The organism is Xenorhabdus sp. PB62.4, from assembly GCF_014467285.1.
Classification (GTDB): domain Bacteria; phylum Pseudomonadota; class Gammaproteobacteria; order Enterobacterales; family Enterobacteriaceae; genus Xenorhabdus.
This window is the reverse complement of the sequence record NZ_NKHR01000005.1, coordinates 143,717-160,367: the sequence shown is the minus strand read 5'-3', so window position 1 is coordinate 160,367 and position 16,651 is coordinate 143,717. Positions and strand designations below refer to the sequence as shown.

At 46.6% G+C, this 16,651-nt stretch carries 13 protein-coding genes and 3 pseudogenes; 9 read left to right on the top strand and 7 right to left on the bottom strand.

The genetic code is table 11. The features are described from left to right. Positions 1–62: 62 nt before the first annotated feature. The 6 genes from yhdP (at position 63) to Xenpb_RS06860 (ending at position 8,001) form a co-directional block, all read left to right on the top strand. Positions 63–3,908, top strand: coding sequence for an AsmA2 domain-containing protein YhdP (gene yhdP / locus Xenpb_RS06885; RefSeq protein WP_187653641.1), 3,846 nt, complete (start codon positions 63–65; stop codon positions 3,906–3,908). Beyond that, positions 3,905–4,753: a deaminated glutathione amidase gene (gene nit1 / locus Xenpb_RS06880; protein WP_047963560.1), complete on the top strand. Its 849-nt coding sequence runs from the start codon at positions 3,905–3,907 to the stop codon at positions 4,751–4,753. Before yhdP ends, nit1 begins: the two co-directional genes overlap by 4 nt. A 17-nt stretch (positions 4,754–4,770) precedes the next feature. Further along, the gene (tldD, locus tag Xenpb_RS06875) at positions 4,771–6,216 is read left to right on the top strand and encodes a metalloprotease TldD (RefSeq protein ID WP_187653640.1); all 1,446 of its coding nucleotides are present in this window, start codon (positions 4,771–4,773) and stop codon (positions 6,214–6,216) included. A 105-nt stretch (positions 6,217–6,321) separates the two neighbouring features. Further along, on the top strand, positions 6,322–6,822 hold the full coding sequence (locus Xenpb_RS06870; protein WP_187653639.1) for a ribonuclease domain-containing protein: 501 nt from the start codon (positions 6,322–6,324) through the stop codon (positions 6,820–6,822). A gap of 4 nt (positions 6,823–6,826) precedes the next feature. Next, positions 6,827–7,096 (top strand): barstar family protein, encoded by a 270-nt coding sequence (locus tag Xenpb_RS06865; RefSeq protein ID WP_187653638.1) that lies wholly within the window; start codon positions 6,827–6,829, stop codon positions 7,094–7,096. 266 nt (positions 7,097–7,362) lie between these two features. Further along, the gene (locus tag Xenpb_RS06860; protein ID WP_187653637.1) at positions 7,363–8,001 is read left to right on the top strand and encodes a pentapeptide repeat-containing protein; all 639 of its coding nucleotides are present in this window, start codon (positions 7,363–7,365) and stop codon (positions 7,999–8,001) included. A gap of 93 nt (positions 8,002–8,094) precedes the next feature. On the opposite strand, the pseudogene Xenpb_RS06855 reads toward Xenpb_RS06860, so the two are convergent. Beyond that, positions 8,095–8,807 (bottom strand): annotated as a pseudogene (locus tag Xenpb_RS06855) (transposase). Between the two features lie 82 nt (positions 8,808–8,889). Between Xenpb_RS06855 and Xenpb_RS06850 the strand changes: the two are divergent. Continuing rightward, positions 8,890–9,123, top strand: a pseudogene (locus Xenpb_RS06850) (transposase); the annotation flags it as partial. Positions 9,124–9,156: 33 nt separating this feature from the next. Beyond that, positions 9,157–9,372, top strand: a pseudogene (locus Xenpb_RS06845) (transposase); the annotation flags it as partial. Between the two features lie 141 nt (positions 9,373–9,513). On the opposite strand, the gene Xenpb_RS06840 reads toward Xenpb_RS06845, so the two are convergent. From Xenpb_RS06840 to Xenpb_RS19890, 6 genes are read right to left on the bottom strand one after another with little or no spacing between them, the layout of a single operon-like run. After that, positions 9,514–9,930 carry a hypothetical protein gene (locus Xenpb_RS06840; RefSeq protein WP_255523057.1) on the bottom strand — a complete coding sequence of 139 codons (417 nt, stop codon included), beginning with the start codon at positions 9,928–9,930 and terminating at the stop codon, positions 9,514–9,516. Next, positions 9,927–11,768 (bottom strand): S-type pyocin domain-containing protein, encoded by a 1,842-nt coding sequence (locus Xenpb_RS06835; RefSeq protein ID WP_187653636.1) that lies wholly within the window; start codon positions 11,766–11,768, stop codon positions 9,927–9,929. The genes Xenpb_RS06840 and Xenpb_RS06835 overlap by 4 nt, the downstream gene beginning before the upstream one ends. Positions 11,769–11,788: 20 nt before the next feature. After that, entirely contained in the window at positions 11,789–12,574 is a 786-nt protein-coding gene (locus tag Xenpb_RS06830) for a DUF4123 domain-containing protein (RefSeq protein WP_187653635.1), read from the bottom strand. After that, positions 12,571–14,577 carry a type VI secretion system Vgr family protein gene (locus tag Xenpb_RS06825; RefSeq protein WP_187653634.1) on the bottom strand — a complete coding sequence of 669 codons (2,007 nt, stop codon included), beginning with the start codon at positions 14,575–14,577 and terminating at the stop codon, positions 12,571–12,573. Before Xenpb_RS06825 ends, Xenpb_RS06830 begins: the two co-directional genes overlap by 4 nt. Positions 14,578–14,610: 33 nt before the next feature. Beyond that, complete coding sequence (locus Xenpb_RS19895; RefSeq protein WP_255523055.1) at positions 14,611–15,411, bottom strand: type VI secretion system baseplate subunit TssF; 801 nt, start codon at positions 15,409–15,411, stop codon at positions 14,611–14,613. Positions 15,412–15,448: 37 nt separating this feature from the next. Continuing rightward, the gene (locus tag Xenpb_RS19890; RefSeq protein ID WP_255523054.1) at positions 15,449–15,850 is read right to left on the bottom strand and encodes a type VI secretion system baseplate subunit TssF; all 402 of its coding nucleotides are present in this window, start codon (positions 15,848–15,850) and stop codon (positions 15,449–15,451) included. 467 nt (positions 15,851–16,317) lie between these two features. Between Xenpb_RS19890 and Xenpb_RS06815 the strand changes: the two genes are divergently transcribed. After that, positions 16,318–16,638, top strand: a complete 321-nt coding sequence (locus Xenpb_RS06815; RefSeq protein WP_187653633.1) for a hypothetical protein — start codon at positions 16,318–16,320, stop codon at positions 16,636–16,638. Positions 16,639–16,651: the final 13 nt, after the last annotated feature.

Here is a 16,651-nt window from a genome sequence, read left to right as displayed (position 1 = left end):
GTCTGTTTTTAAATAGGTTCTGTTTTTTCAAATAAATCGCGCTGACAACCAAGGAGAAATGTGTGAGGCGACTGCCGGGGATATTATTAGCGACAGCCGCAATAGCCATTATCATTGTGGCTTTGCTTGTCAGCGGGTTACGTTTCTTCCTGCCACATATCAATGAATATCGTCAGCAATTAACAGAAAAAATTGCTGCCGTGACGGATATCGCTGTCGATATTGGTTACATCACCGGTCATTGGGAGCCATTTGGCCCCAGTCTGGAAATCCGGAATATCAGCGCGAAGTCGGAGCATATCGGTCTTGAAGCTAAAAAAATCACACTTTCTCTGGATATCTGGCGTTCACTTTTACAGTGGCGTTGGTATTTCCGGGATTTGTCTTTTTATCAGCTTCAAGTGAATTATGACAAGGGACTGTTCGGGCAAGATGGCGAAAGTATGCTATCTGAACCGAATAGCCTTTCTTCTCTGTTTCTGGAACAGTTCAATCATTTTAATTTGCATGACAGCAGCCTGGTTTTTCTCACTCCATCCGGTGAAAAGGCAGAACTGCAATTACCGCAACTAACATGGTTGAATAAAGATCATCGCCATCGGGCACAAGGCAGTGTCAATCTTTCTTCACTTAATCGTCAGGAAGGTCTTAATAGTCAGGAAGGTATTGTACAAGTCAAGTTGGATTTGAACGATATCAATGGCGTTCTGGATAATGGCGTTATTTATTTACAAGCCGATGATATCGATACGCGGCTGTGGTTAAGCCGTTGGTTAAAGGATAATACAGGGCTGGAAAATGCCCGTTTCAGTTTGGCGAGTTGGATTACCTTAAAGAAAGGGCGAATTGATAGTGGGCGTTTGCAACTAAAGCAAGGGGAAGCCAACTGGCATCTGGAAAATGAAAAACACCAGCTTGTGGTGAATGATTTACTCTTGCAGATGCGTCGTCAGGATGAAGGATGGCTGTTTAATGTTCCAAATCTGGCAAACCTGAAAACTAACGGTCAGCAGTGGCCGGCGGGGCATATCTCAGCGCTCTATCTTAAGGACGCTCGTAAATATCAGGATAAAGACCATTGGCGGATACGGGCTGAGAATATCCGGCTTGAGCGTTTAAATGGGCTATTGCCAATACTCTCTTTTGTAACGCCGGATATCGTCAAGAATTGGCAGCACTGGCAACCGAAAGGTACGTTAAATAGTTTTGCCCTCGATATTACCCCTGAATTGCCTGATGATTTGGGAATTCGCATGAAATGGCAGGATGTGAGCTGGTTACGCTGGAAAGACCTGCCTTCAGCCGACCATTTCAGTGGCATGTTGGAAGGCAATAAACAGAGGGGTAATCTCACCTTTGGCTTGAAAAACAGCACCATTGATTATGGCAGCCTGTTTCAGGCTCCGCTCAATATTGCCAGTAGCGAAGGGCAGATTATTTGGGAAGATAGCCAGAATGGCTTGGAAGTTTGGAGCCAGGGGCTGGATTTGCAAGCAAAATCATTGTGGCTCAATGGAAACTTTCATTACCTGAAACCACAAAATGACCAACCTTTATTGAAAATGTTCGCCGGGATTCGGGTGAATGATATCGGTGAGGCATGGCGTTATTTTCCCAAGCCACTGATGGGGGAATCCCTGACAGACTATCTGACGGCCTCTTTGATCAAGGGAAAGGTCGATAATGCCACTTTGGTTTTTCGGGGCAATCCCCATGATTTCCCTTTTAAACAAAACAACGGCCAATTCCAGATTTTTGTACCTCTGCGCCATGCGACATTTCAATATCAACCCGATTGGCCAGCCCTGTTTGATTTAGATATTGACCTGAATTTCCAAAATAACGGATTACAGATGCAGGCGATGAAAACGCGGCTAGGGGAAGTGGATGCTACCGAAGTTTCAGCAGTGATTCCAGATTATGGTAAGCAACAGCTAGTTATCGATGCCGGGATATCCGGGGATGGACAGAATATCCACGATTATTTTAATCACAGCCCGATGGCGGATTCGATTGGCAGCGCACTGGATAGCCTGCAACTTGACGGCAAAGTGGATGGCAGGCTTCACTTGGACATTCCTTTGAAACACGGTGAAGTCAAAGCCAGGGGAGAGGTGGCGCTAAAAGATACCAGCCTCTTTATCAAGCCATTGGATAGCAGGATGGAACACCTTAGCGGCAAATTTCGCTTTGAAAATGGTAACTTAAAAAGTGACAACCTATCTGCTCACTGGCTTGGAAACCCTTTGTCACTGCGGTTTTCCACTCAGAACTTAGCAAAACATTATCAGGTGGATGTCGATTTAGATGCACGTTGGGCTGCGAAGACATTACCGGAACTTCCTGCTGAAATTCGCCGTAAGTTGTCCGGAACGCTGAATTGGCAGGGGAACGTGAATATTACGATACCGCCAAGTGATCGAGCTTCAAAGGACGACGTAAAATATCGGGTTGCTGTCAATGCAGATTTGTCACATATCAAGAGTACATTGCCTGCATTGGACACAAACTCCCTGCAAGAATGGGATAAGGTTAATGTTTTTGCAGAAGGCAATATCAACCAATTCCAGATGAGAGGCTCAATAGGCAGACAATATGCGTTCAATAGCCAATGGAAGTTGGAAGAAAAGTTGGAAGAAAAGCATGTCCGGCTGCAACGAGGTACTTTTCATTCGAATGGTGTTGAAATTCCTGCCCTGCCGGAAAAATCACTGTTGGCATTAAAACTACCGGCAATTGACGGTGAAAAATTATTGGCGCTGATTGCGCCGCTGAGTGGGAATTCATCAAATGATGATGGCTTCCGATGGCCAAGTGTATTCGAAATTTCGTTGCCTTCACTGGATCTTGCCGGGCAGCGCTGGGATGATCTCACATTCAATATTGTTCAACACGTTGATGGTACTAGCGTCAATGCCGTGGGGCAGGATATTAGTGGCAATTTGTGGATTCAAAATAATAAACAGGTTCGGGCGTTAATCGATTATCTTTATTACGATCCCTTGTTTGCAACGGAGTCGATTGAGGCCAATAAATTAACGTCGGATAAGGTGCCATCTCCCCATTATTCCCTGAGCAGTTGGCCGGAGTTGAATGTTGAATGCACAGAATGCTGGATCGCCGGGCTAAAACTCGGCAAAGTATCAGCATCGTTTATACCGCAAGGTGATTCCCTGATCCTGACCAACGGGAAAGTAGAAAATAGCGCAGGAAAACTGACACTGTCCGGCAGTTGGCATGAAACCAACGCAGGAAATTATACGCAAGCCAAAGGGCAACTATCGGGGAAAAAATTCGATGATATGGTGGCTTATCTCGGATTTATTGTCCCGATAGTTGATGCACCTTTTAAGTTTGATTTCAATTTGAAGTGGCAGGATGTCCCGTGGCAACCCGATCTTAAAACCCTGAATGGGACGCTGACCGCAGATATGAAAAAGGGCGCCATCGCCAAATTGGGGGGTGGCAGAGCAGGGCAATTACTAAGACTTATCAGTTTTGATGCGTTGTTACGTAAATTACAATTGGATTTCAGCGACACATTCAGTAATGATTTTGCCTTTGATTCCATTCATGGCGATGCAACGATAAAAAATGGGGTCATACATGCCGATAATTTTCTCATTGATGGGTTAGCAGCAGATATCAATGCCTCGGGAGTGGCTGACTTAGTTCGTCGTCAGATCAATATGGAATTAGTCATTACGCCGGAAATTTCGGCAACGGTAGGGGTCGCGACAGCCTTTGCGGTCAACCCTGTGGCTGGTGCAGCGGTTTTTGCAGCGACAAAAGTACTGGGGCCGCTATGGAGCAAGATATCAGTGATTCGTTATCGGCTAACGGGCAGCTTCGAACAACCTAAAATTGATGAAGTTTTACGTCAGCTTAAGGAGAATAAAGGGCCATGAGAAATGTCAATGTTGCACTCTTACAATTATGCAGTGGTACAAACGTTAAACATAACTTAGCGCAGATTGAACAACAGATTAAGCAATTGCCAGACACAGTACAATTGGTGCTGACTCCAGAAAATGCTTTATTGTTTGCGGATGCCGATACCTACCGTGAATATGCAGAAGTGCAGGGAAGTGGCCCATTGCAGCAGGCTGTGAGTGAAATGGCACAACGTTACGGTATCTGGCTGTTGATTGGTTCTATGCCGATGATCAGCCGGGAAGATCCCTCTCGCATCACAAGCAGTAGTTTATTGTTTGATGATCAAGGCGAAATCCGTGCCCGTTACGATAAAATCCACATGTTTGATGTCAATATTAACGATGAGCATGGTTCCTATAATGAATCCACTATTTATCAGCGTGGGGAACACATTACCGTTGTCGATACACCTGTGGGACGTTTGGGAATGACTATCTGCTATGATCTGCGTTTTCCGGGGTTATTTCAGGCATTGCGTGAACAAGGTGCGGAACTTATCTCCGTTCCAGCGGCTTTCACCCGCCTGACCGGTAAGGCGCATTGGGAACCCTTGCTGAGAGCCCGTGCCATTGAGAATCAATGTATTATTCTGGCACCCGCTCAGGTTGGCGTACATGGCACTCGCAGGACATGGGGGCACTCAATGGCGGTGAGTGGTTGGGGGGAAGTCATCAAGAAAAATCCTCTGACCGTCAGCGCATTACAGCTTAATATCCGGCCGGACAGTCTGACTCACATGCGTGAGCAGATCAAAGTGGTGAAACACAATCGATTCCGTCCACAACTGACTTCTTTGATAAAAAAGAATACAAATTAAGGTAAAGAGTAATTACTATGAGTTTAACTTATGTCAGTGAACACTTACTGGCTGCTAATAATCTGAATCATCAAGATTTATTCTCTGTTCTGGGCCAACTGGCGGAACGTCGTCTGGACTATGCCGACCTCTATTTTCAATCCAGTTTCCATGAAACATGGGTACTGGAAGACCGCATCATTAAAGATGGCTCCTATAATATCGATCAAGGTGTGGGAGTCCGCGCGGTTAGCGGAGAAAAAACAGGGTTTGCTTACGCTGACCAAATCACACTGAATGCTTTGCAGCAAAGTGCTCACGCCGCACGCAGCATTGTGAGAGAAGCGGGCAATGGCATTGCACATACATTAGGTGCAGTGACACATAAAGCACTTTATCCGGCAGTTGATCCTTTGCAGAGCATGAGCAGGGAAGAGAAGATTGCTTTACTGCATCGGGTTGATCAAATCGCACGAGCAGAAGATCCCCGGGTACAAGAAGTTAATGCCAGCTTGACCGGTGTTTATGAGCAGGTGCTGGTGGCGGCAACAGATGGCACATTGGCCGCAGACATTCGTCCGTTGGTACGTCTTTCCGTTAGCGTCTTGGTGGAAGAAGATGGTAAGCGTGAGCGCGGAGGCAGTGGTGGTGGTGCTCGTTACGGTTACGAATATTTCCTGCAAACCGAAGATGGTCAAGTTCTGGCAGAACAATTTGCCCGTGAAGCGGTACGCATGGCACTGGTCAACTTATCGGCAGTTGCGGCACCTGCGGGAACTATGCCAGTTGTATTGGGTGCTGGCTGGCCGGGCGTTTTACTGCATGAAGCCGTCGGTCATGGTTTGGAAGGAGACTTCAACCGTCGGGGAACGTCTGTTTTCTCCGGTCAGGTTGGGCAAAAAGTGGCTTCTGAGCTGTGCACAGTCGTGGATGACGGCACAATTGAAGGCCGCCGTGGTTCACTGTCTATTGATGATGAAGGCGTTCCGGGGCAGTACAACGTGCTGATTGAGAACGGCATCCTGAAAGGCTATATGCAGGATAAACTCAATGCCCGCCTGATGGGCGTGGCTCCGACGGGGAACGGCCGACGCGAATCTTACGCTCATTTGCCAATGCCACGTATGACCAATACCTATATGCTGGCGGGTCATTCCACACCAGAAGAAATTATCGCCAGCGTTGATCGTGGTCTGTATGCGCCGAACTTTGGTGGCGGTCAGGTGGACATCACTTCCGGTAAGTTTGTTTTCTCAACATCGGAAGCGTATTTGATTGAAAACGGCAAAATCACCAAGCCAGTAAAAGGGGCGACCTTAATTGGTTCTGGTATTGAAGCCATGCAGCAGATTTCAATGGTTGGAAATGATTTGGCCCTCGACAAAGGGGTCGGTGTCTGCGGTAAAGAAGGCCAGAGTGTACCAGTAGGTGTTGGGCAGCCAACCTTGAAACTGGATAACCTGACCGTAGGTGGAACAGCCTGATAATTTCTTAAGCGATATATACCCAATAGATTTCAAGTTGCAGCTCAACCAACAAAGCAGCAACTTGAAATATGACGGGTATAAAATGAATAGCTTGAGGTCATCATGAAAAAAAGCATATTAACGGCTGTATTATTGGTTCTGGCAGTTGTCTATGTCGTCTTTGCCAAAGGAATTGTGCCGTTTGGCAAGGATGCAACAGAGCAGAAGACAATTGCTGCGGAGACAATTGTTTCAGAGACAATAGCTTCAGAAAAGGCACCTGCTCAGCAGATTGATGTTCTGACCGAACAGAACCGTGTTGCGGACTATCTTCGTCAGCATCACACATTACCGGACTATTACATTACGAAGAAACAAGCCCGCCGCCTTGGCTGGAATGCCCGTGAAGGCAATTTATGTGAAATTCTGCCGGGACGGGCAATTGGCGGTGATCGGTTCGCCAACCGTGAGAATAAACTGCCGACAGAAGCTGGCCGTCACTGGTTTGAAGCCGATGTGAATTATCAGTGTGGACACAGAGGAAGTGACAGATTACTTTATTCTAATGATGGCCTTATTTATCTAACGGTTGATCACTACAACAGTTTTACCCGGCTGGAGTAATGATATGAAAAAGGTGGAATTCGACTTTAGCCAAATCCCGGACTTGAGCACTTTTTATGATGAATTTAAAGAGCGCTTTGATCTTGGGGACGATTTCGGTGCTAACTTGGATGCGCTGTGGGATGCTGTGACGGGAGAGATCCAGTTGCCGGTTGAAATTAATTTCATTAACTTAACGTCACAGAAACAAGCGCGTTTTTCAGCATTGGTGCTGCTGTTTGAAGAAGCAGAAGAAGAGCTGGAAGGGGAATTGCGGTTTAATGTGATGGGCTGAAATTTCCTCTTCTGTTGGGATTCCTTGAGCCTCTCATTAGTATCCGATATGTCTCGACCACAACAACATCCTGGAAATGCTCTGTATGGGGCATCGTGTTATCATGCCTTATGTCCATTGACCGGATGAATTTTTCCCTGTACAGAGAGTGCGTATAGCTACGTTCAATCAGTTATGACCTCAGGGAGCAGATTACAATCAGGGCAGCTATTATGGCAACCCAGAGAAAAATATTCTGCTGTTAACGAACATCATGGGATACAGAAATGGACAAAGAAAAATTCGGCGTACTTCAATCTCAGTCTTTTACAGGCAACCAATTTGAGTTTGTCGACTTCTGCGATTCGGATTTTGGAAAAAAAAATTTAAACGAGGCAATTTTTCTTTCATGTGCTTTTTTTAATAAAAAGAGTGGCTCCGGGTGTTCATTCTATGGCAATAAAGTCAGGAATGCAAAATTCATTAACTGTGATTTAACTCTATGCAACTTTGCATTTGCAGATCTTTTCGGTGCTGAATTCACGAACTGCAGGTTAATAGGTACTAGTTTTGAAAATGCCAGTTTTTCTGAACAACTGACAAGGAAAAAATACTTTTGCTCGGGAAAAATTGAGGATTCGAATTTAAGCAATGCCAGTCTGGCGGGACTGATTCTGGAGAACTGCAGTTTGAGAGGAAACCGGTGGTATGATACCGATATCACGAAAACAGATTTCAGTGGTGCGGATCTCTCCGATGGAGAGTTCTCCGGAATAAGATGGAGTGACGGAAATTTCACAGGAAGCGACTTAAGAGGTGCATCGCTTCAGGGACTTGATATTAGAAAAGTGGATCTATCAGGTGTCAGATTGGACGCATGGCAAATCAGCCAGCTGGTATCAGAGTTAGGTATTATTGTCTCTTGAACAGTTCAGTGGCGAAGTGCACCCCTGGTTGTCGTCAGCATCAGGAAAAACGCAGCGAGTATGGTCACTGCGGCCATATAAAACATGTAGCGGTCAAGAAGTTTCGGACACATTTCTAGCCTCTTCCCACTGTCTTTCGTATTCAGCCGGAGAAATTCCTCCATTAAAGCTATGGGGACGGATGTCGTTGTCATACCCGCCCAAATAGTGGGTGATATCCCTCATTGCCTCATGAATGTCCAGATAGCCTTCTGGCGGGATCCATTCACTTTTCAAACCCTGCCGGGCGATAATGCTGAGCCCCCGCTTGACGGCTTTGCAGACCGCATTCCTGCATTAACCGCCTGGCCTTCCAGCGACCAATCGGCCGGCCTTCATTGGCTAGCAGGCGGCTCTATCGCTCCCCGGCTCTGGTTATACAATTCACGAACCCGGATGCGTAACTGCAGACGTTCCGTGTCGATAGGGCGTTGTCGCCAGTCATAATTAGGCACTGCGTGACACCTGAAGCATCTGACATAATTCTGTCACCGGCCACCGGGTGCTCAGCCGTGTGATCAACGTATAGCGCCACTGCGTATCTCGCTCATCAGCACGGCCGCCTGCTTTAGGATTTCTTTTTCCATTTTCAGGTGTTTCACCTGTTTTTCTAATGCCTGTATCTGGCGTTGTTCGGGCGTCAGTGCCTTGCCCACAGGCGTTATTCCCTGCATTTCGGCCTGGTACTGGCGAATCCATTTCCCCAGCGTGCTGTTATCGATCGCCAATGAACGGGAGACATCGACAACCTGTTGAACCGCTTCCAGCTTAAATTCAGTGGTTAGTGAGTTTCACTTTCATTGTCACACCTCATTGTTATATGAATAACATTAGCAGGCTTTTGAGGTGTCCGAGATCCGCAAGGTTATCTACACAACGAATGCGATTGAATCGCTGAACAGCGTTATCCGTCATGCGATTAAAAAGCGTAAGGTGTTCCCGTCAGATGAATCTGTGAAGAAGGTGATCTGGCTGGCCATTCAGGCTGTGTCACAGAAATGGACAATGCCGTTGCAGGACTGGCGAATGGCGATGAGTCGTTTTATTATCGAATTTGGTGACCGTCTGGACGGCCACCTCTGAGAAAAGGCATTTACACAAAATGCAGTACAGGCTCACCTCCCGCCTTACAGCCCAAACCTCAATCCAATAGAGCGATTGTGGAAGTATATGAATGAGCAGGTGCGTAACAATGTCTATTTTCCGGATGCGAAGACATTCCGTGAAACCCTTCGTCACTTTTTTCATGCCACTTTGCCAGAAAAAGCGAAAGAACTTACGACTCGACTGACTGACAATTTTCAGTTTTTAAAACCTGCATCTTCAAATTAGGTTGGTATATCTTCAATAGATTTATTTTTTTATCATCTGTCCTAATGGGTGCATGTTATTATTCCTTTATTTTTATTTGGCCTTTTATTGAAAAAGAAAAGCCATTAAACTTTATGACTTTTCTTACTCATATTTTATATCTTATTCATCTTCATCCAGAGCAAATTCAATAGCTTCTTTTACACGGTAGTAATCTTTATTGCTTTGTATGAATTCTGGACAATTAAGCACTTCATTCAGTTTTTTATCACCTAAAATTTCTCTTACATGAGAGAATAAAAACGCCAAATCAGCCACCTGATCACGGGGAGAGTTTTTTAAGTCGACAGATAAATAACGCCTCTTTAAAAGAGAGATCGCGCTTTCTGGAAAATTATTCAATAGGATAGCGAATATCTTTGTTTGATAAATTTTCATTGTAACTAGCTTTTCCAAATTAACTTCAAAATCCTCTTTATATTCAAAATGATCTGATTTATTCACTTCTCTAATACAATCTTCAAGTTCGTAGAACGTTTTAATAAATTTATTCAATATAACAGGAAAATCATTTCTCATTTTCTTACTCTCCCAGAATTGATAATATCTTCATTAGTTACATTATCCTTAATTTTCCAATCCATTACTCCTCCTTTAGTTTTTCCTTTTAACTCAACGTGTTTCTTAGTTGTATCAATATCAACATAGTAGTCAGCTCCGAGTGCTCCTGTACTTCTTTTTATCGCATCTGGATTTTTAGGATCAACTTTTACAGAAGTAACACTAATCCCGCCTCTTGGATCTTCAGGGTCATACACAAAACCTTCGTCTTGGAAATGTTTAAATTCTTTTTTTGACATAAAACGTCTCGCAGTTCCTGGATTTCTCGGTATACCATCAATTAATCCACTTCCGTTACCATGACTACTGCTCAAATAAACATAAATTGCCGGTATATTCGAGATCGGGAAAATCAGAATATAATCCCGGAAATCACTCTCCTGTACGGGGGTGGTTGTCTTCGTCGGCCCTTGGTCTGTTCCATCTAATATCGGCGTTTCAGTTTTGTTTCCCGCGATTTCATTCGGATATTGCTGCGGGTTGACCAGAATTCCGTCCCGCCATGTTGGCTGTTCTGGGATCGGTAAGCCGGGCGTTTGGCTGGTGATCGTTGGATCAAGCGGGATGACTTTGACGTTTATTGAGGTATCATGCTGCCCATACTGATCGCTAATTTCACTTTGCGATATTCCGTCTTTTTGTGTATCGACATACCAGACCAATGTCGGCGAATCTGCATCATCTTCCCAAAACTCATATTGGTTGAGTAAATTATTATATTGTACATGGCGAACTTTGACCTGTTCTAACCCGCTTTCTTCGTTAGTATGGTATCCTACGGGGATTGATTGCCCGGTTTTTACATCTTCAACAAACCGGTAACGAACACGTGTTGGCGCAGTACCCTTTTCATCTGCAATTTTTATCAGATTGTTATGACTCTCTAAATCACTGTCGCTGCCATTCCACCAACTTCGCATCATAGCGCCTAATACTGCTACAGATGTCCCGACGAGATAAACATCACGGGATAACTCATACTGGACATCCTTCAGCTTTTGTTGCTCACTTTGAGAGACTAGTCGGCTATCTTTATCGATATCGCCATTATTTGCTTGAGCTGCTGCCGCATTAGCTGTCATCTGCCTCATTATCTCCTGCCGCATTACCTCATTAAATATCATCGGATTGGCTTCTGCCCGCGAAAATATCTGATTCCCTACCCAAGCAATGGCCTTAAGAATAAATGGCTCAGAGGTTTCCTGCCTGTTTGGGCTGTATTGGCGTGCCGGTTCGGCCCGATAAATCTGCATCTCACCAAAGTGCGTATATGGTTCCATTCCAGTCCCTGCATCTGTACAACCCGCGGGTTGCAGGCAGGATTTTGCAAACACTGGTTTCACAATACGTTCGACGGCTATCACATGCCGGCGGTTATGTGCGGGCATGACCGTTATGCCCGAATATCCGGAGTCAGTGTAATATTTTGTTTGCAGGGCTTCTTCTGTCCAGCCTTCGATCTTCGGCAGTCCATCACTAAGTTCGCCCGGCATAATCGCGGAGGAGGAACCCGATGCTTTTTCATTTGTCACCGCTGCAACAGAGGATTTTTCAACCAATTGGTTTGCCAATTTCTGCGCATCCACATGCAGTGTCATAGGAAGCGGTGATAAATTTTCTTCCCGCAGTATTCCCTGACCATTCGTCACGCCATTGGCCTTGATCACCCCATCCCGGCTTTTCAGGGTATAGGGGATACCGATTAATGGCTTGCCCTGATTATCCAATAACTGAAATTCCAGCCAGTGTTTGAATGTATTGCAGGGCACACAATCTAATCTTCCTGTGTCACTCATTCGATTAAATCCTTTATTGATTAAGTACGTTGTGCATCAATCTCGCTTCCTGCCAGAAAGTCATGGAGGGTCAGCGCCTGTAAACGTGAACCCTGTTGGCGGTGCCGACGCAGCCATTTTTCAAGGTCACGGATCAAAGTACCTTCGGGAGTATCCCGTTTCAGTGCCAGTTCGCCCTGTGCTTCCCACAGTTCATACATCAGCGTTTTTGCGAGTCCTTCCAGTGCAAAATCTGATTGCTCCCACGCTGCAATCAGATGCGGCTCCAGTACAAAGGGGCGTTCAATCTGGCTGAACGGGCATTGTGCCGGTCGAAGAAAAACCGTCGGTTCAGGCATATCCACCATCAGCTCAGTGACCGGGTTAAGCAGAGATGTCCAGTCTGTCGGTTGCATCGCGGGCATCAATACCCGCAGAATACGTGTATCCATGAGCCGGAAGACGACCTGTTCATCCCGCAGGGTCACGAGCTGGTGACGTTGCCAGTGATCCAGTTGTGCCTGCCAGCCCGTATCGCTACGGTATGCCCAGCCCCAACTGCCGTCGCTGAATGCGCGGCGGTCAAGCAGACGAGCAAGGGTGGGCAGACAGTCCCCTTTCGGCTGGATAAGCCACGGTCCCTGCTCCATCAGGTGAGCAAGCGATGTACCGCTATACAGGGGGAAAGCCTGTTCAACCCAGTTGTTCACATAGAGCGTGTTGACAGGATTAGGCACCGAAAGCGGGTTGATCATCAGGTAAACTGGCGGTTTGTCAGATCCGCCCAGCCAGGTTGCCCAGCTTGTTTTTTGGGTGAAATCAGTCATGACTGACCTCCCTGCGGGGATTTAATCACCCAGGCAGCATTCTCCTGAGCCTGCAATGCACAATATTTTTTGACCGGAAATTCCACCATTGGCAATGGCTCCACACCTTCCGGTAATTGCAGTGCCAGCCCTCGCCCACTGCCTGCCGAACCCTGCCCCACATTAATCATGGAAGACAAAATGCCGCCGGGCGTAACTTTGATAAAACTGCCACCCACTTTCAGCGTGATTTCTGATGCGGCTTCCAGTACGACCTTGCCGCCGCTTTTCAGGTGGATTTCCTGCCCGCTGTCAATGACGGTCGCATCCCCGGTCTGGGTATACTGGCTGCCGGCAATCCGGTGGGAGACATCCCCTTCGGTGGTGATTTTGCGCGAACCGGCGACCTGATGATGGTCATCGGCGCGGATATCGTGGTAACGGTTGTTATCGATGCGTTGCTTCTGGTCATGCTTGATATGCCAGTAGGCATCATTTTCGATATGCGCAGTCAGATCTTTCTGACCGTGGAGATAGATTTCTTCGCTGTCTTTCGCATCCTCAAAACGCAGTTCGTTAAACCCTTTACCTTTGTGGGTTTTGGTTTTAAAGGTGGTGCGGGTTTTCTGCGCCGGTAAATCCAGTGGCGGGCGGTTCAGGCCGTTATAGACACAGCCGGTGACTATCGGACGGTCAATATCACCATTGAGATAGGAGATAATCACCTCCTGCCCGATCCGCGGTATCGCCATAAAACCAAAGCCGTTACCGTTCCAGCCCTGTGCCACCCGCACCCAGCACGATGCCCCATCATCCGGCTGGTCATAGCGGTTCCAGTGGAAATGGACTTTAATCGCCCCGTCTTTATTGACGAAGATTTCTTCGCCTTCCGGGCCGACCACGATGGCAGTTTCATCGCCATCTGCCAGCGGTTTGTAGTGGAAAGGCGGACGATAATCATCCAGACCGGAAATAAAACTGAACTGGTTGGAAAGCGTAGTGCCTTCACCGCCACTGTCTCCCAATGCCTGCGGGCAGCGCCCGTGATGGCTGATACCGACCACCTGCCAGCGCACATTAAGCGGTTTATGGGGATGATTTTTTATCTCGAAGATTTTACCTGGCATCAGTTTGATGCAGTTACTGCTACCGCTGCCAGTCTGTTTCTGGTTGTCCAGTGCTTCCTGCCGGTATTTTAAAAACGGAATGGCGGCCGCATCTTTCTGAAAACGCCCGTAACTTTCAAACACGGTGTAAGGGGTCTGGCTGCCGAAGTCGCGGAAGCCTTCGCTGCTGTGCATATGGGAGAGGTGATAGCGCGGGTTCTCCGGGTTGAAATCTTTGTGCAGGCTGCGTTGCGGGCTCATGCCGACGCCTAACCGTACCTGATAAATCGTATCTACCCCGTGCGCGGTTTCCGGCTGGGGCTGGTATTGCAGCGGTAAGCCAGCGGTCATGCCCAGATGGCTGTCACTGAAAAACAGCGTTTCATCCTCAAACCAGAAACTGATACCTTCTTCCGCGGCTAACCGGCTGAAAAATGCATAATCGGATTCGCGCTTCTGGGTCACATATTCCCGGTCCTGATGCACATCGTAGAGCTTCGAATCGGCTTTCACCCGATGTTTTTTCAGCAGGCTGTTTAAAATGGCCGGCACATTTTGCTGATGATAAATTCGGCTGTCCTGATTGAGCGTCAGCCGCCAGCAGGCAGGCCGCACGGTGACGGAATAGATTGTCTTATTACCATCGGTGCCCACCCAGTCCGCATGGGAGATGATGCCGGTGATTTTGCGTTGCTCGGTTGCCCCGTGAAAGATTTGCAGTACCGCTTTCTGCATCAGCAATGAGGCCAAATCAATCTCCGTCTGTGGTTTAAAGGGATTCGGGTTGCCCGTTCTGACCAGTGTCAGATTGAGGGTAAAGAGTTCGGATAATCCTTCCTGTAGAGAAAAATCGCCAACCGCAAAGGTGTCTTCCGGCACACCGGCGATGTGGCAGGTAAAACGTAATCCACTTTTCATTTTTTATTCCTTATCGTTTATGACATGCATGCCTTACATGGCCGGGCGTAATCCATCGACGTGCCAGAACTGCCACAGCACTTCACTGTTGTCCGGGATAAAAATTTCCAGCATGACGAACGTGGACTGGCAGATAAAGCAGGCCATCGCCTGATTGATTAACCGGCTGAAGCGGTACATCTCGCCGGACGTGCGGTAACAACCGGGATTCAGCGTGAGCGATAACACATACCCACGAACCGGTTGCCCACGTCTTAAGCGGTCAGTCAGGCGCTCTTTTACCTGCACAATGCCGTCAATGTGTTGCTGGAACTGGCGGCTCAGCGGATGGTTTGTCTCGCTATGCGGGTCAAACAGGCGGAGAAACTGTTTCAGGCTGTCGGTGGAAAATAACATCACCGGCGGACTGGAGAGGCAGGAGAGCAGCGGCCAGCTGTTATTTTCCTGTAACAATGGTGGATAATCGGTCACCACCGGAATAATATTCTGCACATCAAGATGAGACGGTGCACTTTCCTGCGTCACGGTAATTGCGCCTTGTTCCAGCGTCAGTGCCTGCTCATGGTAGCCGGTGAAATAGCACGAGACAGCAATCTCCGGCAGATTGTTTGCCGGATTGCCGGCCAAATCAAAAAAGCACAGCCGGTGCCGGATCCTGCCCAGAAAATCAGATTCAGTCTGGAGCTGGTAATAAAATGTGTCGGGCTGCGCATCGTCATCGAAAAAACGCCCGGCGGGAACAAGCTGCTCAATCGGCAGCCAGTGATAAGGCGTGCCACGCTGCTCGCTGTCTTCGGGCTGCACTACCACCTGAACCTCCCGCAGCCGGTACAAGCACACCGATCCCCTCAATGGCAGCGGATAGCAGTGATTACCGGCTTCCAACCGGGGGGCGTCCATATAAGGTTTTAAAGTTGATCAACTGTCCGTTAAGGCTGGCAGACACCGATGTACTGATCGGGATCTCGGCAGTGTCCTGATGTTCATTATCCGTGGGCGTAAACTGTACTATCGTCGTCGGTGGGACAGGAGACAAAGCTAACGGCCAGATACGGGAGAGAATGCCGTGAACAATTTCGGAAAAATTATCCTCCAGCTTGTCCCGCAGATTGGCAATCAAAAACGCAAAGGCTTCGAAAACACGGGCAATATCAGGGTCATGAGAGGAAACCAGAAATTCAGCCAGATGCGGTGACTCTTTCGCGATGTGCTCAGCCAGCTCTCGCAGGTAAGCGCGCTCTTTTAGATAAAGCGATCCCTTGTTGTTTTTCATTGAATTTAACTTATGTTTTATCAATTAGGCTTCGGTATTATGCTGAATCTCAGCGAGATAAAATGCGTAGTTGAACAGAAAAGCACATTTATTCTACACATTAATCAATCAAATTAATTAACGAATTAGATCCAATTTTGGGCTGGTGTTGGCAGGATATAGGGGGATTATCGGAATATGCACGGTAATTCAGGCAAAAATCAGGCTGGCAGGAATCCTTAACGGTTTGACTCCCTTTTCAAATCAACATAAATCCTATTTATCTTCAATGAACAACAGGATGGCTTTTGCGCATCCGTTCATACTTGTATCTATCCCTGTTTGGATCACGTATTCAATTTGTTGATTCTGGTATATGCTCCTCACTTTTCAGGAAATCAAATGGCAACGGTAGTCAACCTGACAGAATATTCAATTTTAATGTCAGCGTTTTGCATATATGACAAAATTGTTAAAGGTGAGTGAAAATGGAAAAAAATATAGAGTCACTAATGATTGAACATGGTTTTACTTCAAAGGATATTAGCTTGATAAAAGCTGCCTCAGAGCGCTCCGGTTATGAAATCATGCAAGAAATATGTATTTTGAAAAGAAAATTTCATGGTGTTGTTTTTGTTTTTTTTATTGCTCTTTCTTTTTTTATTTTCATGCTATTACTCGCTCATGATATCGATGATTATATTAATACTGCGCTTACATTTTTTATTTCAATGCCAATAGTGTTATATTTTTCATCTGTAAGACTAACATATAAATCCTTTATGTTTATAAAAAAGCATAAAGGATAGATTAAATGCTCTT